The following is an 18,831-nucleotide window of genomic DNA, read 5'->3' as shown; positions in this document are numbered from 1 at the left end:
CGCTTCGCCAGCCCGAGCGCTTCTCGCAGTTCCCGAGTCGGCGCGTTCTCGACTTCATCGAGGGCGGCAGTGAGCAGGTCAAGAGCCTGGCGCACTGGTACGGACATACGTTCATTCTATCGACATGGTTCACCATTCCAACCGCTCGCAACCGAACAAATGTTGCAGTCACGTGACGAAGCAAGCCAGCCAGGCGGAGCTCTCGCATTGCTGGACGACGCGGGCAGACGCACCGATCTGCACACGTCGTACGTGTCACAGGGGCGCGTTAGGTTGCGGAGCCGTGGCTGAGGCATATGCCGACGACGAGGGCGCCGAGTTCGATCCCGCAGTCGACCCGATTCTGTGCTCGCCGTATTCCGAGCCGAGCCTGCATTGGGATCTGGACCGTGCGGGGCGTGCCCGTGCGGGGGTGGCGCCGCTTCCGGGGCGGCGGCTCTCGATGCTGCTGCGCCCGGTGCCTGACGACGACGCCGCGGGCGCGCTGTCGCTGGACTTCGACACGGTGGAATCGAATCGGCTCATCAACGACATCCGCGACCGGGTGCGTGCTTGGCGTGCCGACGGCTATGCGGGTGCCACGACGGTCACCCGCAAGCTGCTCTGGCATTGGGCCGAGGAAGCCCCGCAGCGGCAGTTGCGTCCATTCTTCGCGCAGCGGGAGGCCATCGAGACAGTGATCTGGCTGCGGGAGGTGGCCCGCCGCGACACGCCCGAGCGACGCGACCTCGAAGCCGCCTCTCGGCAGTTCAACGACGGCATCGTGCGCTATTGCGCCAAGATGGCCACCGGCACCGGCAAGACGGCCGTGATGGGGATGCTGATCGCCTGGCAGACACTGAATGCAGTGCGCTCGGGCCGCCGCCGCAACCTTCAGCACTCGTCTCGGTTTCTGGTGCTCACGCCGGGGCTGACGGTGCGAGACCGGCTCGCGGCGCTGCGTCCCAGCGAACCGGGCAACGTCTACGCCGAATTGGGGCTGGTGCCTTCCGAGTTCGCAAGCGACTTGTCGGCTGCGCGCATCGAGATCGTCAACTATCAGGCATTCCGGCCTCAAGACCCCTCGGGAGCGACCGGCGCGCAAAAGAGTCTGCTCGGCACTGCTCGAGTGGATCAGACCGAGTCGCGTGCGGCGATGCTGCGCCGGGTGTTGGGCGGATTGCTGGCTCGCCGCGGCGCTCACGGCGACATCGTGATCATCAACGACGAGGCACATCATTGCTACCTGCCCGCCCAGCCGGAAACCGCCGGGGCCGACGGCGACAGCGACGGCAAGAAGGCACCCAAACCCACACAAGACGAGAAGGACGCCAACAAGATCGCCTCGGTGTGGTTCAACGCCATCCGGGGGCTGCGCGACATCGGGGCGCTCGGCACGCTAGACCCGAGCGGCGGCCAGGCATCGCCGGTGTTCGACTTCTCCGCCACGCCGATGTGGATCGGCCGGGCGAACCGGGGCCAAGCCGCCATGTTCGAGTGGGTGGCGTCCGACTTCGGGCTGATGGACGCCATCGAATCGGGGCTGGTGAAGGTGCCCCGTGTTCCGGTAGAGGATGACACCGCCGAGGGCGAGACAGCGTGGCGACGCATCTACGCCAAGACCCGGCGCAAGACCCTGCCGAAGCGCAGCGAGGACCCCACCGCCACGTTGCCCGAGCCGCTTGCGGGCGCATTGAACGCCGCCGCTGCGGAATGGCAGCGCGCCTTCGACGCCCAAGAGCGCCGCTCCCCGCCGCCGGCGCTCATCGTGGTCGCCAACAAGGTCTCCAGCGCGGTGGCACTGTACGAGCACATTGCCGGGTGCGAGACCGCCGACGGGTTGCTGGTGCCGGGCGTCTACCCGCAGTTCTCCAACGTGATCGACGGCGCCGACGGCCGGCCTGCGGCGTGGAGCACGAAGCCGGTGACGCTGCTGGTCCATTCCCGTCTCGACGACGAAGACGAGATGAGCACCGGGTGGAAGAAGCTGCTCAGCGAGCAGGCCCGCCATATGGGCGCCGACGTGCCGCCCGACGCGATCCGAGAAGCGCTGAACACGGTCGGCAAGCGCGGGCGGCTGGGCGAGCACGTGCGCTGCGTGGTGTCGGTCTCGATGCTCACCGAAGGCTGGGACGCCCGCAACGTCCGCCAGATCGTCGGCTATCGAGCGTTCTCCACACAGCTCTTGTGCGAGCAGGTCACCGGGCGAGCGCTGCGGCGCACCTCGTACGACTCGTTCCGCGACCCCGAAGCCGAGCCGGGCAAGGAGCATCTGCTGACACCGGAGTATGCCGAGGTTCTGGGCATCCCCTTCGAGTTCATGCCCGTGCGCGGCACCCGTGCAGGTCCCCCGCCGCGCGACCCCACATGGGTGCGCACCGTCGAAGGGCGCGAAGCACTGCGCATCGAATGGCCGCAAGTGGTCGAGTACCGCACCCTCGCCCAACAGGTCAGGTTCCGCATGAACCCCGACCGGGTGCAGCCGGTCGCACTGTCGGAGGGCGCGGCAGCCGAGATGGCGCTCATGGCAGGCGTGTCAGGCGAGGAATTCGTGCTCTCGGTGGACGATTGGCGGCGCGAGAAATCCGCCCTGGTGCGCTGTGCGGCCGAGATGGCCAATCTGCTCACCACAGACAGCCGGCTTCAGCCTGACATCGACGGCAGCAGCCACACGAAGGGCGACGAGACGGCCCGCAGCGGCGATGAGTCGGATGCCGTCGGCACCGATTCTGTGCGCGGCGCTGGGCGCTGCTCGCTGTTCACCTCCGCCTATGCAGCGCTGCGAGACTGGATGGCTCATCCTGACGTGAGCGGAGCACGGCCTCCTGTGCTGCTGCGCCACCGCGACAAGCGCGACCTGTACCAGCAGATCATCGCCGCCTGCGACTTCACCGACGACGCGCGCGACGGGGCAATCGCGCCGACCCCCCCCCCGCGGCAAATTGCTGTGCTCGCAAGCCCGCCGCTTGCCGACACATCGGCGGTCGAGTTCGCTACCACGCTCAGCGACATCACCGAGGCGAAGCGGAGCGAGCTGTCGCACGCAGCGTGCCATTCCAAGCTTGAGCTGAGAACCGCCCAGCGGCTCGACGCGCATCCCGTCGTCGAGACCTGGGCGCGCAACTTCGGCCTCGGCTGGACGCTCCCCTACCACTTCGACGGTGCGTGGCGCAGCTACGAGCCCGACTTCATCGTCCGGCTCTCCGACGGCCTCAACCTCGTCATCGAATGCAAAGGCATCGTCGACGACAAAGCCCAGGCCGCCGAGCGCTGGGTGCGCGAACACTGGATACCGGCCGTCGCCGACACCACCGCCTTGCCACCCGAACTGCGCCGCTGGGCCTATGAGGTCATCACCGACGATGCCCATCTGCCCGCCCGCCTGAATGCCCTCGTCGGCCAATCCGACACCGTGCTCGCAGCCGCGCTCGACGCCGAAGCGTGATCGTCGTGATGCGTCGCCACGCCGTCCCAGTGAGTCGAAGCCGGCCATTCCCCACAGGAGCATCCAGATGAGCAGCCCGTCCAACCTGTCAAACCCCGACGACAGCGCCTACCAGCACGCATCGGCCAGCCGGCCCAATCAGCCGACCTCGGAGACCGCGCCGCTGATGGACGACCACCAGCGGGCGCCCGAAGCGTTCCACGCTGGGCGGCGATTCCCTGCCGGGTTCGCCGACGTCTACGCCGACGCCGTCAAGCAACAGACGCCGCATCTGAACAAGGACCTGTCGGGGCATCCGCTGCTGGCGTGGGACCGCAGCGGCACCACCTCGCTGCTCACCGGTGACGCCTCGATCGACGAGGTTCACGGCTTCGCCGGCAGCCCCTTGTTCACACGTGAGAAGGTCACCCCCGCACTGCTGCTCGAACAGCTTCGGCGACCGGGCGGCGGCGCGGAACTGCAGCTCGACTTCGACGGCCTCGACGAGGGTGCCGACGAGTACGACTGGTACCGGCACTCGGGGCGCTGGCAGAACCGTCTCATCCACGGCGACTCGGCAGCCGTGATGCAGTCGCTCATCGCCAAAGACCGCATGGCCGGCCAAGTGCAGATGATCTACTTCGACCCGCCGTACGGCATGGGCTTCAAGTCCAACTTCCAGACTGCTACCAAGAAGCTGGAGACCCCGGAGAAGCTCGACGGCGTGCCCGTCGGCGACACGCTGCCGCTTCGGGCATTCCGCGACAGCTACCGCGACGGCATCCACTCCTACCTCGACGGCATCCACGAGCGAACCGTGCTCGCCCGTGAGCTGCTCACCGACACCGGCTCGCTGTTCGTCCAGATCGGCGACGAGAACGTCCACCGCCTGGCTCTCGTGCTCGACGAAGTCTTCGGCCCCGAGAACCGAGTCGCCACCATCACTTATCGACCGGCGACCGGTTCATCGGCACGGACACTGCCTGAGAGCGCGTCGTACGTCCTTTGGTACGCAAGGGACAAGTCCAAGTGCAAGTTCCGTCAGATCTACGAATCCATGTCGGATGCCGAGATCATTGCTCAGTGGGGCAAGAGCTTCGCCCCAGCCCGCTTGGAGCTACCCGGCGGCAAGTCGAGGAACCTGACAGCGGATGAACAGAATGCACCGGAGAGCGAATTGAATCAAGGCGCAGTTCTCTTCTGCCGACAGAACCTCACCTCTATGGGTTCCTCAACAACGGGCCGCACGCGTGAGATCATCTACCGAGGCGAGCGATACCACTGCGGGAACGGACGACAATGGCGCGTCTCCGTCCACGACGGAGACGCACCAGTGTGCACCCCGCCGGACGACAATGGCGCGCGCACGGAGGCTTCGCCTCCGTGCCCCGATCCCGAGCCGTGCGGCCTGTGCTGGCTCGGTTGGAACGGCCGCTTGGATGCGACCAAGTCGGGCCTCTATTGGAAGATGTACGCACGCGAGTTTCCTGGCCGCCGCATCGACAACGTGTGGTCACAGATGCAGCGAGCGACCAAACGGAGATACGTCGTGCAAACGCACGATACGACCATCACGAGCTGCATGCTGATGACGACTGATCCGGGGGATCTGGTGCTGGACCCGACGTGCGGGTCGGGGGTTACGGCCGATGTGGCTGAGGAGTGGGGGCGGCGCTGGGTCACCATCGACGTGAGCCGTGTCGCCATTGCGGTGGCACGCCAGCACCTGGCCACCTCGGCCTACACCTGGCACCGGATCACCGACGGCGGCAACGACCCGGCCGACGACTTCGTCTGCAAGTCGATGCGCAAGGTGTCCGCAGGGCGCCTCGCCGACCCCGACACAGACTGGGCTCACCCCGACAACATCATCAAGCTCGTCGACCAGACCGAGATCGACCGCAAACGCCTGCGCCTGTGCAGCCCGTTCACTGTGGAGTCTCACTCGCCCTACAGCCACCTCCCCTTCAGCACACCGCCCGGCGAACTCGACAACGAGACCGCCACGGCGGGCGTCGGCACGCGCAGCGTGGGTTCGACCGGATCCGGTCAGGACAACGCGCTGTTCGGCCTCGCGGGCGCCGACACGGAGGACGCGATCCTGGACGCGCTCGGACGCTCACCCATCTGCGATGCCGAAGGCCGCGAACTGCTGCACGTCATCGACCGCGAACGCTGGCCGGGCACCCAGCTCGTGGCGTTCGGCGTCACCTGCACCAGGCCCGGCCGCGACACCGAACTCGCGGCCGGCCTGATGATCGCCGCGCCCGACGCCTCGGTCACTGCCGAGCAGGTGCGCCAAGCCACCGCAGAGGCTCGCCGCAACGCTGCGGACTGCACGCATCTGATCGTCGTGGGATTCGCGTTCGACCCCGATGTGCCTGCCAAGGTCGGCGCCTGCGAGGTGCATCGGGTGGTGGCCTCCCAAGACCTCCAGATACCCGAACTCGCCCCCGACGCCGACGGCGGCAGCTTCACGCTGCTCGGCGAACCCGACTGCGAAGTGCGGCGCACCACCGACGGCACGTCGCTCACCGTCAAGCTGCTCGGCTGCGACACCTACGACCCAGCCACCGGCATGGTGCGCGAAGCCAACCACGACCAGATCGACTGCTGGATGGTCGACACCGACCACGACCAGCTCAGCTTCGTCGCCCGGCTCACTTACTTCCCCAACGGTCTCAACCGCGACGCAGGCCTCAAGGCAGCGGCCAAGAGCCTGCGGCGCAAGTGGGCCGGCGACGCCGAAGCCGACATTGTCACCGACCAGTCAGCGCCGTTCCCCATTCCCGCCGACGGCCGCACCGTCGCGGTCAAGGTCATCACCGACACCGGCGCCGAGATGAACACCGTCGTCGGTCCCGACGCTTGGACGCCCGGCTGAGCGCAGCGCCGGGCCTACACGATGCGCGAGGACCGGTCGCCCCAGTACTCGTCGCGCAGGATGCGCTTGTAGAGCTTGCCGGTGGGATGGCGGGGCAGCTCGTCACGGAAGTCGACCGACCGGGGCACCTTGTAGTTCGCGAGGTGCTCGCGGCAGTACCCGAGCAACTCGGTCGCCAATGCGTCACCGGGTTCCACTCCGGCTAGCGGCTGCACGACGGCCTTCACTTCTTCGCCGAAATCGTCATTGGGCACGCCGAACACTGCGGCGTCTGCCACCTTGGGGTGCAGCACCAGGCAGTCCTCGATCTCTTGGGGATAGATGTTCACCCCGCCCGAGATGATCATGAACGCCTTGCGATCGGTCAGGTAGAGGTAGCCGTCGTCGTCGACACGCCCGACATCGCCGAGGGTCGACCAGAGCTCGTGATCGTCGTGCCGCGACTCGGCGGTCTTCGCAGGGTCGTTGTGGTACTCGAAGGCCGGGATCTCACGCTCGAAGTAGATGGTGCCCGCCTCGCCGACGGGCAGCTCGTTGCCCTCGTCGTCGCAGATGTGGATCACCCCGATGAGCGGCTTGCCCACCGTGCCGGGCCGTTCGAGCCATTCGTCTGAGTTCACATAGCAGAAGCCGTTGAGCTCGGTGCCGGCGTAGTACTCGTGCAGGATCGGGCCCCACCAGTCGATCATCTGATGCTTTACCTTGACGGGGCACGGCGCCGCTGCGTGCACGGCGACTTGATGGCTGGTCAGGTCGTGGCGGGTGCGCTCGGTTTCGGGCAGCTTCAGCATCCGGCTGAACATCGTGGGCACCCACTGGCTGTGCGTGATGCGGTAGCGCTCGATGTACGACAGGGCCTCAGCGGCATCGAAGCGGTCCATGACCACCGCCGTGCCGCCGACCGATTGCGTGCCGGTCGTGAACGACAGGGGCGCAGAGTGGTAGAGCGGCGCCGGGGAGAGATAGCGGGTGCCTTCGCCGAATCCGAAAACGCCGCCCAGCAGCCCGACGCCGAGAAGATCCGGATCGGTGATCGACGTTCCATCCAGCGGCCGCTTGATGCCCTTGGGGCGGCCCGTAGTGCCGGAGCTGTACAGCATGGCCGATCCCCGGGGCTGTTCAGCCAGCGGCTCGGCGGGATGAACCGCAATGGCGTCTTCGAACGGGTCGAACCCATCAGCGGCTTCGTCGAGCATGAGCCGGATGTCGCAGTCGCCGATGAGCGGCAGCATCTCGGTTGCCGCATCGATGACAGCGGGCGAGGCCACGAGCACCCGGGCACCGCAATCGTTCACGATGTACGCGGCCTCGTCGGCGGTCAGGTAGCGGTTGACGGTCGTGAAGTAGAGGCCGCTGCGCATCGCGGCCCAGTAGGCATCGAAGTAGCCGATGTTGTTGTCGGCGAAGATCGCCACGTGGTCGCCCGGGCGCAAGCCGGCGGCCCACATGAGCTGCGCGAACTGGCAGCTGCGCTCTTCGAGCTCGCCGAACGTCCGGGCCTGGCCGTCGCGGGCCATGATCACTGCTGGACGGTCTGGGTCGGTCGCCGAGTGGGTGCCGGGGTAGCTCATGGCGGGGAAGCTAGCGGGCGCCTTCGAGCAGGACTGAAACCGTCTAGCGGCGCCCGAACCCGGCAGTCAGTCAGGCTGTGGGCGGCCGGACGGCTATGCCGGCGTCCAACAGCGCTCGCTTGGCGTCGGCAATCGTGTGCTCGCCGAAGTGGAAGATCGAAGCCGCGAGCACGGCGTCGGCGTTGGCGATGAGGGCGCCGTCCACCAGGTGCTGCAACGTGCCCACTCCCCCGCTGGCGACCACGGGAATCTCCACTGCGTCGACGACCGCCCGCGTGAGCTCGAGGTCGAAGCCCGCCTTCGTGCCGTCGGCATCCATGGATGTCAGCAGGATCTCACCGGCACCCAACTCAGCCACCTGGCGCACCCAGCCGAGAGCGTCGATGCCCGTGTCTTCCCGGCCGCCCTTGACATAGACGTTCCAGCTTGTGCTGCCAACAGCCCCGGTGCCGTTCGATTTCGCGTCCACCGCCACCACGACGCATTGCGTGCCGAACTCGTCGGCGATCTCGCGCACCAGACCCGGGCGGGCAACCGCAGCCGAGTTCACCGACACCTTGTCGGCTCCGGCCCGCAGCAGCGCCCGGGCGTCATCGACCGAGCGGATTCCTCCGCCGATCGTGAACGGGATGAACACCTCTTCGGCAGTGTGACGGGCAAGCTCGATGATCGTGTCGCGGTCGTGCGCGGAGGCCGTGATGTCGAGGAAGACGATCTCGTCGGCGCCTTGACGGTCGTAGGCAGCTGCCAGTTCGACAGGATCGCCGGCGTCGCGCAGCCCGACGAAGTTGACGCCCTTGACGACCCGCCCGTCGTCCACGTCGAGGCAGGGGATGACCCGCACGGTCTTCATCTCGGCCCAGCCTCTCGTCTGGCTGACTCGGTCACTGGCCCGGCTCCGCGTCGGGTTCGTCCACTGCGGCACTGCCGCGCGCCACCACCACAGCAGCGACAGGCGAGATCACACCGTCATGGAGTGCCTTGCCCACGATGGCCCCCGCGAGCGTGTGCCCATGCGGCGAGCGCAGGTCGCGCAGGTCAGCGATATCGGCGAGGCAGCCCACCCCGCCGCTGGCGATCACCGACATCGCCGGGGGCCGCTGGGGCGCATCCAGCACCTCCCGCAGCCCGGCCAGGTCGCTCCCACCGCCCATGCCGTCGTGGGCGATCTGCGTCACGATCACCGCTTCAGCGCCGCTGCCGGCCAGCCGGGCGAGGGCATCGCCCAGGCTGACCCCGCTCTGGTGCTCCCAGCCGCGGGTGGCCACCTCGGTGCCCCGCACGTCGAGACCCACCGCGATGCGGTGACCGGCGGAAGTCAATTCCCCGACGAGATCGGGGTTCTCGATCGCGGCGGTGCCCACCACGCATCGGGCGACTCCCGCGTCGTACAGCGCTTCGGCGCGCTCGCGGCTGCGCACGCCGCCGCCGACCTGCACGTGCACGCCGGCGTCTCCCACGGCGGCCACAACCGACCGGATCACGGCCCGGTTCTGTGGCTGCGGCTCGCCGGTGCGGGCAGCGTCGAGATCGACCATGTGGATCCAGCGGGTGCCCGCCTCCGCAAACTCGTGCGCCACCTCGACCGGGTTGGCGTCGTAGCGCACCTCGCGCTCGTAGTCGCCCTGCACCAAGCGCACGCAGCGCCCGTTGCGCAAGTCGATCGCGGGATACAGATCGAAGCTCACCGGCGGCATTGGTCGGCTCTCACTGCGGCAAGGAAGTTCTGTGCCAGCCGCTTGCCGGCATCGCCGGACTTCTCCGGGTGGAACTGGGTGGCCCACAGCCGGCCCCGCTCAGTGACCGCGGTGATCGGCGTGGGGTAATCGCAGGTCGCCGCCACGAAGCTGTCGTCGGTATCGGGCGCGTAACTGTGGACGAAGTACATCCAAGCACCGTCGGTCAGTCCGGCCAGCAGCGGACAGTCTGGCCGCTGCACATCGAGACGGTTCCACTGCATCTGTGGGCGCACGATGCCGTCGGGCAGCAGTCGCACTATGCCGGGCATCACGCCCATGCCAGGGACCCCTGGTGCCTCCTCGGACGCTTCGAACAGCATCTGCATGCCCACGCAGATGCCCAGGAACGGCCGCCCGCTCTCGATGGCATCGAGTGCGGGCTGTTCCAGGCCCGTCGCCCGCAGTTGGTCCATACAGGTGCCGAAATGCCCCACGCCAGGCAGCACGACGCCGGCGGCGCCGGCGATCAGTCCGGCGTCGGCTGTCAGTCGAGCGTCGGCACCTGCCCGTTCGAGTGCCTTCTGGGCTGAGCGCAGGTTGCCGATGCCGTAGTCGAGGACCGCAACGAGAGGACGATCGCCATTCACCTGACGTCCTTCACAGGACGCCCTTGGTGGAGGGCAGCACGTCGTCGGCGACGCGGATGGCGTCGTAGAAGGCCCGCGCAGCACCCTTGAAGCTGGCCTCGATGATGTGGTGGGTGTTGCGGCCGCGCAGCATCACCAGGTGCAGGGTGATGCCGGCCGACATCACCAGGCCGCGCCAGAACTCCTCGCAGAGCTGGGGGTCGAAGGGCGGATCGCCCAGGATCTTCTCGCCGGGCGGCTCGATGTCGTAGTGCAGGAACGGCCGGCCCGACAGGTCGAGCACCACCTCGACTGCCGCCTCATCGAGCGGCACCACATAGGAGGCGAAGCGGCGCACGCCGGCCTTGTCGCCCCAGGCTTGCCGCATCGCTTCACCGAGGGCAATCCCGGTGTCTTCCACCGTGTGATGGGCGTCGATCTCGAGGTCGCCCACGGTGCGCAGCTGCAGGTCAAAGCGGGCGTGCTTGGCGAGCTGGGCGACCATGTGGTCGAAGAACGGCAGGCCCGTCGAGATGTCGTTCTGGCCGGAGCCGTCGAGGTCGAGCGTGAGGTCGATCCGGGTTTCTTTGGTGTTCCGCTGCACGGTGGCAGTTCGAGCAGTCATGGTGCACTCTCTGGGTGTTTCAGATTCGGCCACATCAGCCTGCGGCCCCGACGCAGGTTTCGCACCCTCGCCATCGCATGTTCACGAGACAATCTCAGCCAGCGCCTCAAGGAAGCGATCATTCTCGGGCGGGGTTCCCACTGTCACACGCAGGCAATCGGCCAGTCGGGGCCACCCTGAGCAGTTCCGCACAAGCACTGATCGGTCCACGAGCGCCTGCCAGACGTCGTCGCCGCTGTGCCCGCTGGCCGTTGTGCGGAACAGGATGAAGTTGGACTGCGAGGGCCACACATCGAGGCCCATCCCGCTCAGCGCGGCCTCGATCCTCTCCCGCTCGGCCACGATCGCAGCTACGCGCTGCTCCATGTCATCGGTGAAGCGCAGCGCCACACGTCCGGCGATCTGCTTGAAGGTGTCGACGTGGTACGGCAACACCACCTTCTCGAACTCTGCGGCCATGCCCGCCGGAATGACGGCGTAGCCCAACCGCGCTCCGGCCATCGCCCACGTCTTCGAGTAGGTGCGCGTCACGACCAAGTTGTCGGGGCCCCCGGCACCGTCGCACAGGTCGATGGCGCTCCAGTCGGCGAATTGCCCGTAGGCCTCGTCGACCACTACGAGGCCCGGTGCGATCTCCAGCGCTCGCCTGAGCACCTCGATGCGCTCCGGTGTGCCGGTGGGGTTGTTGGGCGAGCACAGGAACACGATCGACGGCTGGTGCCGCTCGATGACCCGCTCCAGCTCGTACACGCTCACGCTGCCGTCGGCGTGGCGCTCGCCTTCGACGAGCGCACATTGGGTGCTTCGCGCGATCTGGCCGTACATGGCGTAGGTGGGCTCGAATGTGGCGACGCTGCGACCTGCCCCTCCGTAGGTGAGGCACAGTGTTTGCAGCACCTCGTTGGAGCCGTTGGCCACGAAGATGCGTTCCGGCTCGGTGCTTGCCAGCTCGGCAAGGTCGGCCCGCAGGGCAGCGGCCGTGCGGTCCGGGTAGCGGTGCCATTCGACGTTGCGCAGCTCCGCAGCGAGGGCGTCGGCGAATTCCGGCGGCGGCCCCACCGGCGCCTCATTGGTGTTGAGCCGTACCTCGACGTCGATCTGGGGCGAGTGGTAGCCGTCGAGCAGGCGCAGGTCGTCGCGCACCGGCGGCTTCACGGCCGCACTCCTGTGGTGGTCCACTCCTTGCGGCGCGACACTGAGGCAGCGTGCGCCCACAGGCCCTCGGCCTCGGCCAGTTCAGCCACCGCAGGCGCAAGCTGGTCGAAGCCGGCTTCGGACACATCCACAACGTGCATCCGCTTGGTGAAGTCGTCGGTGGTGAGCGCTCCAGCGAAGCGGGCCGTGCCGGCGGTGGGCAGCACATGCGAGGGCCCCGCCACGTAGTCGCCGACCGATGCGGGTGCCCAGGGCCCGATGAATACGGCGCCAGCATGACGGATGCTGCTGACGAGATCTTCGGCACCCTCGCACATGAGCTGGAGATGCTCGGGTGCGACGAAGTTGGCGACGTCGGCAGCCTGCGCTGGCCCATCCACGAGGCACACGAATCCGTCAGCCTTCAGCGTGGCCAGCGTCTCCACCCGGCGGGGCGACAGGTCGACGATCTGACCGATGGCACTGCAGACGGCCTCGGCGCACTCGTCGTCCCAGGTGACCAGCCAGGCGCGCCCGCCGGGGCCGTGCTCGGCTTGCAGCACCACGTCGGTCGCTGCCGCGGCCGGCGGGCAGGTCGCGTCGGCGATCACCACGATTTCCGAAGGTCCGGCGAACGCCGAGGCCACGCCCACGTCACTGGCCACGAGCTGTTTGGCGGTGGCCACCCAGGCATTTCCGGGCCCGGCCACGACATCGGCGGGCCGGATCGTCTCGGTGCCGTACGCGAGCGCCGCGACAGCTTGCACGCCCCCCACCCGGTGTACCTCAGTAACTCCGCACAAGTGCGCCGCGGCCAGCACCGGTGCGGCGAGGTCGCCGTCGGGACCAGGCGGCGAGCAGAGCACGATGTCGTCGACGCCCGCAGCGCGGGCAACCAGCACGGTCATCAACACGGTGGACGGGTAGGCAGCCAGGCCACCCGGCACATAGATGCCGGCCCGATCCACCGGCTGGTTGACCGACCGAACCGCGACGCCGTCACGCTCATAGACATGACCGATGGCGGCCTCGGATTGGTGAAATTCCAAGATGCGCCGGTGGGCGGTCTCCATCGCCGAGCGCAAGCCAGGCGACAGCCGATCCCAAGCTGCAGACAGCTCCGCAACCGGCACCAGCGTGTCAGCGACATCGACGCCGTCAAAGCGGGCCGTGAGCTCCCGCACAGCAGCGTCGCCGCCGTTGCGAACCTCGTCAATCAGCCGACGGACTGCGTCATGCGACACCGCGTCGCCCGCCTGCGGGCGCGGCAACAGACCGGCAAGCGCATCGCCCGATTCATCGCCGAGGCCCCGCAGGTCCAGCCGCTCCAGCACGGCGCCGAGGGTACCTTCGCCCCTGATCGCCACTGCTGCGATTTTGGGCAGCTCGAGCGATGGCTAGCGTGCCGCGGGTGATCAGTGCTGCGGAGCTGTCGTCGATCGAGACGGCTGTGGGCGAGCTGGGCAACCGCGTGGCGCAGGCTGCCGACGAGCTGATGGGCACGCCGCACGAGGATGTCGGCGTGGAGCTCTACGAGGTGGAACGCTCGCTGCGGATGGCTCGCCGTCGCTTGGCCCAGGCCACCGAAGCGCTGCGCTGACGGCGCGCCGACGGCAACGCACCGCGACGAGCAGGGTTGCCGTGCCTGCCTCCACTCCTGCGAAGAGTTCAGGAGCGTGCCGCGATGGCCTCGGCGGTCGCCACGATCTTGCGGGCGCGGGTCAGGTGCGGCACATCCACCATCTGGCCCTTGTGAGCGAAGGCCATCAAGCCCGCCGCTTCGGCCTCGGCGAATGCCTCGAGCAGCTCCCGAGCGTCGGCCATCTCGGCCTCGCTGGGCGTGAACGCGGCGTTGACGATGTCGATCTGGGCGGGGTGGATGGTGATCTTGCCGGTGAATCCCATCGCTGCTGATGTGGCGCACTCGGCGGCCAGCCCCTCGTCGTCGCGGAAGTCCACGAACACCGTGTCGAGCGGCTGCTTGCCCCACGCCGTGGCGCCCACCAGGCACATGACCCGGGCGTACTCGAACACCGGCAGGTACGCCCCCGTCGCGTCCCGGTTGGCCTTCGAGCCCATGGCCGCCGAGAGGTCCTCGGCGCCCCAGCTCAGCGCGTCCACCCGGTCATGGCGAGCGAGCTCGCCGATGTTCAGCAGCCCTTGAGGCGTCTCGGTTCCCAGCACCAGCAGCACCACGCCGCCGGGCGGGTGGCCGTGCTCCAGCTCCCAGCGGGCGATCATGCTGTCGAGCTCGACGACCTCGGCTGCGTTGTTGACCTTCGGCACCAGGTAGGCGTCTGGCGGCGACACCATCGTCTCGGCGACATCGGCAGCGCACCACGGGGTGTCGAGCGGGTTGATCCGAACCACCCGCTCCTTGGCGCCGAAGTCGACATCGGCCAGCCAGCCTGCGACCGTGGTGCGGGCGCTGTCCTTGTTGTCAGGTGTGACCGCATCTTCGAGATCCAGCACGAGGCTGTCGGCATCAGTCGCGATCGACTTCTCCAACATCCGCTCGTTCGCGCCAGGCACGAAGTGCGATGACCTGCGCACCGTGCCGCTGCCGGGATTCGCTGGCTCAGTCATTCGGTCGCACCTCTTGGGTCTGGCATTCGCACCACAGCCGGCGTCGGTGACGGTTCAGGCCGCGAAGGCGCTCGGGCAGAAGTCGTTGAGCACGCAGTCGTCGCATGCGGGCTTGCGGGACGAGCAGACGCGCCTGCCGTGCAGGATCAAGCGCAGGCTGAAGTCGCCCCGCTCGTACTGGGGGATCATCGGGTTCAAGGCCAGCTCTACCTTGACCGGATCCTCTTCGGCGGTGATGCCGAGGCGCCGCACCAAGCGGCCGACATGGGTGTCCACCGGCAGCCCCGGCAGGTCGAACGCCACCGACCGGATGACATTGGCGGTCTTGCGACCGACACCTGGCAGCTTCACCAAGTCCTTCAGGCTGGTCGGCACCTCGCCGCCGTGGTCGGCCAGCAGCCGGCGGGCCATTCCCTGCAGGTTGCGCGCCTTGCTGCGGAAGAAGCCGGTGGGATGCACCAGCTCCTCGAGGTCATCGAGATCGGCGGAAGCCAGCGCCTCGGCGTCGGGATACTTCGCGAACACCCCGGGAACGGTGGCATTGACACGAGCATCGGTGCACTGCGCAGACAGGATCGTCGCCACCAGCAGCTCGAACGGGTTGCGATGCTCCAGCTCGCAGACAGCCTCGTACTCGTCCTTGAGCCGCTCGTGGGTTCGCTGGGCGCGCCCCTTCGGCGATCGCGGCTTGGCCATGGCGAGTGTCTAGCGCTCCGCCCGAGCGCGTGCGCCGCGACCGTGTCTGCCAATCGAGACGAGCTTGTCGGCGCGCAACTGACCGCAGGCGGCGTCGATCGACGTGCCGCGGTTCTGGCGCACGGTGGCATTCACACCATGGGACGACAGCTCGGCGGCGAAGTGCTCGATTCGCCCGGCTGGCGAGGGCTCGTGGCCGTACCCCGGTGTGGGATTCAGCGGAATGAGGTTGACGTGGGCCGCCAGCGGACGTGCATACGCAGCTAGCTCGGCCGCGTCGCGGTCAGTGTCGTTGACGCCGCCGATCATCGCCCATTCGAAGCTGATGCGCCGTCGCTTGGCGCGGCGATAGTCGGCCAGCGAGCGCGCCAGATCACGCAGCGGGTACGTGCGATTGATGGGCGCGATGCGGTTGCGCAGGCGGTCGTTGGCGGCATGCAGCGAGACCGCCAGGTTGACCGGCTGCGCTGCTGCTGCAAGGCGCTCGATGCCGGGAATGACCCCGACGGTCGACACCGTGATGTGCCTGGCGCCGATGCCCATGTCGCCGTGGAACCGCTCCACCGCTGCCCACACCGCCTCGTAGTTGGCGAGCGGCTCGCCCATGCCCATGAAGACGATATTGATGGCTCCGCCGGAGGCGGACCGATCGTTTGAGCCTGTCTCCTGCAACGTGCCCAGCACTTGCTCGACGATCTCGCCCACGCTCAGGTTGCGGTCGAATCCCACCTGGCCTGTTGCACAGAAGCTGCACGCCATCGCGCAGCCGGCTTGGCTGCTGATGCACAGCGTCGTCCGGTTCCGGTAGCGCATCAGCACCGACTCCACTAGGTGGCCGTCACGCAGCGACCACAGGTGCTTGGTGGTGGTGCCTCGGTCTGCCGACTGGGTGCGGACGAGTGTCAGCGCGGGCGGCAGCAGTTCGCCGATGGCCTGTCGCAGGCTCTTGGGCACATTGGTGAGCTCAGACAGCGGGCGACGCTGGCGGTACAGGCCGTCCCACACCTGGTCCAGCCGGTAGGCCGGCTCGCCGTCGAGCAGTTCCCCGAGTTCCGCGCGGCTCAGATCGCCGAGCGAGGGATCGGCGCCGGGGGCTGTCACGGCTGCTCAGCCTGCTACGAGTTCAGCGGGCCGGTGCCGGTGAACAGCCGACGCACCACGGCCACCTCCAAGCCGAGGTCGAGGTAGAGCGTGACGGCGGGCGTGTTGTCGGCGTCGACGTAGAGCATCGCCCGTGTCAGGCCTGCATCGGCGAGATGCTCGTAGCCGGCCAGCGTCAGAGCCCGGCCGAGCCCGCGGCCGTGATACTGCGGGTCAACCGCGATGACGTACACCTCGCCGACCGGCGGGACCTCATCGGTGTGCACCTTGGTCCAGCAGTAGGCGGCGATGTAGCCGTCGATGTCGTACACCCGGAAGCCGTCGGCGTCGAACCACGGCTCGGCTTGGCGCTCGGCAACCTGGGCCAGCGTCCAGCCGCCCTGCTCGCGGTGCCAGGAGAACGCCCGGTTGTTGACCTCCACCCACGCCTGCTCGTCCTGGCCGACCACGAACGAACGCGTCTCGATGCCGCTGGGCTGATCCATCGGCAGCGATCGCTCCATGCGGTAGAGGTCGCGCTCGAACGTCAGGCCAAGCTCTGCGAGCCCGCGCCCGAGTCGAGTCTCGGCCGGCGTGAGGTCGGCTCCGTCTGCTTCGTCGTGGTCCGGATGATCAATCCAGACCGACAGGGGCCCCGAGATGTCGCGGAGCTGCAGCCGCAATGCTGCAGCCAATGCGCCGGGCGACCAGTGTGCGGCATTGGCCTCTAGGACCGCGCCATGCTGATCGGCCCCGATCGAGATGACGGGATCGGCACTCGCTGCGACACTCACCGGGCGCAGGCTAATGCTGCGGCTCAGCCCCGTGGATGGGATCGTGCTGGCACAGGTGCCACACTTGCCCGGTGAACCAGATGCGGTGGCTCAACCGCAGCCAGCCACAAACGCTGCTGAGCGCCGTGGTGCTGTGCTACTTCTCGGCCGGGCTGCTGTTCCTGTTCGGCACACGCATCGACTCGCAACTGGCGCGCGACATCTTCGAGGGCATCGTCTCGCTGTTCGCCAGCGACCGCACAGCAGCCGATCTGAGCGACAGTATTGTTCCGCCGGCCGTCACCGTTCTGCTCGCCGGCGGGTACATCGCAGGCGGCGCGGGCACTGCCAACGAGCGTCGTTGGGGCCATTGGCTGTGCTCCGCTGCGGCAATCTACGCGGCAGTAGCGACGCTGTGGTGGGGTGTCCGCGTGAGCTTCGAGCTGGGCATGATCATGCGTCTCATGTTCGACGCGCTGCTGCTGGTGCTGCTGTTTCACCCGATGAGCCGCAGTCATCGCCGTGTCTGGTTCACGTGACTCGGCTGCCCAGCCCCGAGGACAAAGCCCAAGCCGTCGAGGAGATGTTCGACGAGATCGCACCTCGCTATGACCTGCTGAACCGGCTGCTGACGTTCCGCCTCGATACTCGCTGGAGGCGCCGCACCGTGGCGGCCCTCGGCCTGACACCCGGAGAAACCGTGCTCGACGTGGCATGCGGAACCGGCGACCTGTGCAACGAGCTTGAATCGGCCGGTCTGCGGCCCGTGGGCGTCGACTTCTCTGCAGGCATGCTCGCGGCGGCTACCACGGCTGCACCCCTGGTGCGCTCCGACGCGCTCAGGCTCGGAGTGCGCAGCGCGTCGCTGGACGGCGCGACGTGCGGCTTCGCACTGCGGAACTTCACGAGCCTCGAACCGTTCTTCACGGAGCTGGCCCGGGTGCTCCGGCCTGGCGCCCGGATCGCGCTGCTCGAGGTCGCCGAACCGGCCAACCCGCTGCTGCGGGCTGGTCACCGGGTGTATTTCGGCAAGGTGGTGCCGGCGGTGGGCAGCCTGCTCTCCAGCAGGTCCGCCTACCGGTACCTGCCTGAGTCCGTGGCGTACCTGCCGGAGGCGCCGGTGCTGCTGGCCCAACTCGCCAATGCCGGATTCGGCTCCCTCGACAGGATCTTGCTGAGCGGCGGCATCGCCCAACTCATCACGGCGACGCGAGAGGGTTCCGCCCCTTAGCTGGCCGGCGGATTCGCCTTGGCCAGATCCGTGACGACCTCGGCTGTGGGCAGCGCGGCCAGCGAGGCCGGCGGGCAGAGGATCTTGCAGTCCCGAGAGCCGCCGCCCACGATGACCTCGGTGCAGTCCATCACCCGGCTGTCGATCCAGACCGGGATATCTGCGGGAAGCCCGAACGGTGTCACGCCGCCGATCATCATCCCGGTGCGTGCGATGGTTTCGTCGGCGTCGGCGAAAGATGCCTTGCGCGTGCCCAGCCGCCGCCGCACCACACCGTTCACGTCGAGCCGCGTCGATGCCAGCACAACACAGCACGCCATCGGCCGCTCGGCTGACTTGCCCACCACGCAGATGGTGTTCGCCGACGCATTCATCGAATAGCCGTAGCGCTCGCAGAATTGCGCCGTGTCGGCGAAGTCGGGGTCGCACTCCACCACCTCGTAGGCCACGCCCAGCGCGGCGAGATGTTCCAGCACTGCCCCCGAACCTGCGTCTGTGCTCATCGGGACATCATTGCGGATCGCATGGGCACAGCCACGGGTG

17 protein-coding genes are annotated in these 18,831 nt (G+C 67.9%); 5 read left to right on the top strand and 12 right to left on the bottom strand.

Annotation, left to right across the window (positions count from 1 at the left end; all coding sequences use genetic code 11):
* Positions 1-283: 283 nt before the first annotated feature.
* Together VI480_RS11720 and VI480_RS11715 are read left to right on the top strand one after the other, a co-directional pair.
* Positions 284-3,424: a DEAD/DEAH box helicase family protein gene (locus VI480_RS11720; RefSeq protein ID WP_323673032.1), complete on the top strand. Its 3,141-nt coding sequence runs from the start codon at positions 284-286 to the stop codon at positions 3,422-3,424.
* A 67-nt stretch (positions 3,425-3,491) separates the two neighbouring features.
* Entirely contained in the window at positions 3,492-6,287 is a 2,796-nt protein-coding gene (locus VI480_RS11715) for a DNA methyltransferase (protein WP_323673031.1), read from the top strand.
* Between the two features lie 14 nt (positions 6,288-6,301).
* Here the strand turns inward: VI480_RS11715 and VI480_RS11710 are convergent, their stop codons facing one another.
* From VI480_RS11710 to hisD, 7 genes are all read right to left on the bottom strand, one after another.
* Positions 6,302-7,858, bottom strand: a complete 1,557-nt coding sequence (locus tag VI480_RS11710; protein ID WP_323673030.1) for an acyl-CoA synthetase — start codon at positions 7,856-7,858, stop codon at positions 6,302-6,304.
* A gap of 70 nt (positions 7,859-7,928) precedes the next feature.
* The gene (hisF, locus tag VI480_RS11705) at positions 7,929-8,711 is read right to left on the bottom strand and encodes an imidazole glycerol phosphate synthase subunit HisF (protein WP_323673029.1); all 783 of its coding nucleotides are present in this window, start codon (positions 8,709-8,711) and stop codon (positions 7,929-7,931) included.
* A 31-nt stretch (positions 8,712-8,742) separates the two neighbouring features.
* Complete coding sequence (locus VI480_RS11700; protein ID WP_323673028.1) at positions 8,743-9,546, bottom strand: 1-(5-phosphoribosyl)-5-[(5-phosphoribosylamino)methylideneamino] imidazole-4-carboxamide isomerase; 804 nt, start codon at positions 9,544-9,546, stop codon at positions 8,743-8,745.
* Positions 9,543-10,184, bottom strand: coding sequence for an imidazole glycerol phosphate synthase subunit HisH (gene hisH / locus VI480_RS11695; protein WP_323673027.1), 642 nt, complete (start codon positions 10,182-10,184; stop codon positions 9,543-9,545). The genes VI480_RS11700 and hisH overlap by 4 nt, the downstream gene beginning before the upstream one ends.
* Positions 10,185-10,194: 10 nt before the next feature.
* A complete protein-coding gene (gene hisB / locus VI480_RS11690; RefSeq protein WP_323673026.1) occupies positions 10,195-10,788 on the bottom strand; it encodes an imidazoleglycerol-phosphate dehydratase HisB in 594 nt (197 codons plus the stop codon).
* An 81-nt stretch (positions 10,789-10,869) separates the two neighbouring features.
* Complete coding sequence (gene hisC / locus VI480_RS11685) at positions 10,870-11,943, bottom strand: histidinol-phosphate transaminase (protein WP_323673025.1); 1,074 nt, start codon at positions 11,941-11,943, stop codon at positions 10,870-10,872.
* On the bottom strand, positions 11,940-13,256 hold the full coding sequence (gene hisD, locus VI480_RS11680) for a histidinol dehydrogenase (RefSeq protein WP_323673024.1): 1,317 nt from the start codon (positions 13,254-13,256) through the stop codon (positions 11,940-11,942). Before hisD ends, hisC begins: the two co-directional genes overlap by 4 nt.
* 77 nt (positions 13,257-13,333) lie before the next feature.
* On the opposite strand from hisD, the gene VI480_RS11675 reads away from it, so the two are divergent.
* Positions 13,334-13,522, top strand: a complete 189-nt coding sequence (locus tag VI480_RS11675) for a hypothetical protein (protein WP_323673023.1) — start codon at positions 13,334-13,336, stop codon at positions 13,520-13,522.
* 68 nt (positions 13,523-13,590) lie between these two features.
* On the opposite strand, the gene VI480_RS11670 is transcribed toward VI480_RS11675, so the two are convergent.
* Genes VI480_RS11670 through mshD form a run of 4 tightly spaced genes read right to left on the bottom strand, consistent with a single transcriptional unit; the run spans position 13,591 to position 17,078 of the window.
* Positions 13,591-14,508 carry a CoA ester lyase gene (locus VI480_RS11670; RefSeq protein ID WP_323673022.1) on the bottom strand — a complete coding sequence of 306 codons (918 nt, stop codon included), beginning with the start codon at positions 14,506-14,508 and terminating at the stop codon, positions 13,591-13,593.
* Between the two features lie 54 nt (positions 14,509-14,562).
* Positions 14,563-15,204, bottom strand: a complete 642-nt coding sequence (gene nth / locus VI480_RS11665; protein WP_323673021.1) for an endonuclease III — start codon at positions 15,202-15,204, stop codon at positions 14,563-14,565.
* A gap of 9 nt (positions 15,205-15,213) precedes the next feature.
* Positions 15,214-16,305 (bottom strand): 23S rRNA (adenine(2503)-C(2))-methyltransferase RlmN, encoded by a 1,092-nt coding sequence (gene rlmN, locus VI480_RS11660; RefSeq protein WP_323673020.1) that lies wholly within the window; start codon positions 16,303-16,305, stop codon positions 15,214-15,216.
* 14 nt (positions 16,306-16,319) lie between these two features.
* Positions 16,320-17,078 (bottom strand): mycothiol synthase, encoded by a 759-nt coding sequence (gene mshD, locus VI480_RS11655; protein WP_323673019.1) that lies wholly within the window; start codon positions 17,076-17,078, stop codon positions 16,320-16,322.
* Positions 17,079-17,149: 71 nt separating this feature from the next.
* On the opposite strand from mshD, the gene VI480_RS11650 reads away from it, so the two are divergent.
* Positions 17,150-17,596: a hypothetical protein gene (locus VI480_RS11650; protein ID WP_323673018.1), complete on the top strand. Its 447-nt coding sequence runs from the start codon at positions 17,150-17,152 to the stop codon at positions 17,594-17,596.
* Entirely contained in the window at positions 17,593-18,288 is a 696-nt protein-coding gene (locus tag VI480_RS11645; protein WP_323673017.1) for a ubiquinone/menaquinone biosynthesis methyltransferase, read from the top strand. Before VI480_RS11650 ends, VI480_RS11645 begins: the two co-directional genes overlap by 4 nt.
* Here the strand turns inward: VI480_RS11645 and VI480_RS11640 are convergent.
* The gene (locus VI480_RS11640) at positions 18,285-18,791 is read right to left on the bottom strand and encodes a YbaK/EbsC family protein (RefSeq protein WP_323673016.1); all 507 of its coding nucleotides are present in this window, start codon (positions 18,789-18,791) and stop codon (positions 18,285-18,287) included. The two genes, VI480_RS11645 and VI480_RS11640, sit on opposite strands and share 4 nt — an antisense overlap.
* Positions 18,792-18,831 lie beyond the last annotated feature (40 nt).

The organism is Candidatus Poriferisodalis multihospitum, from assembly GCF_028283155.1.
Classification (GTDB): domain Bacteria; phylum Actinomycetota; class Acidimicrobiia; order Acidimicrobiales; family Poriferisodalaceae; genus Poriferisodalis; species Poriferisodalis multihospitum.
The sequence above is the reverse complement of the archived record's forward strand: the minus strand, read 5'-3'. Positions and strand labels throughout refer to the sequence as shown.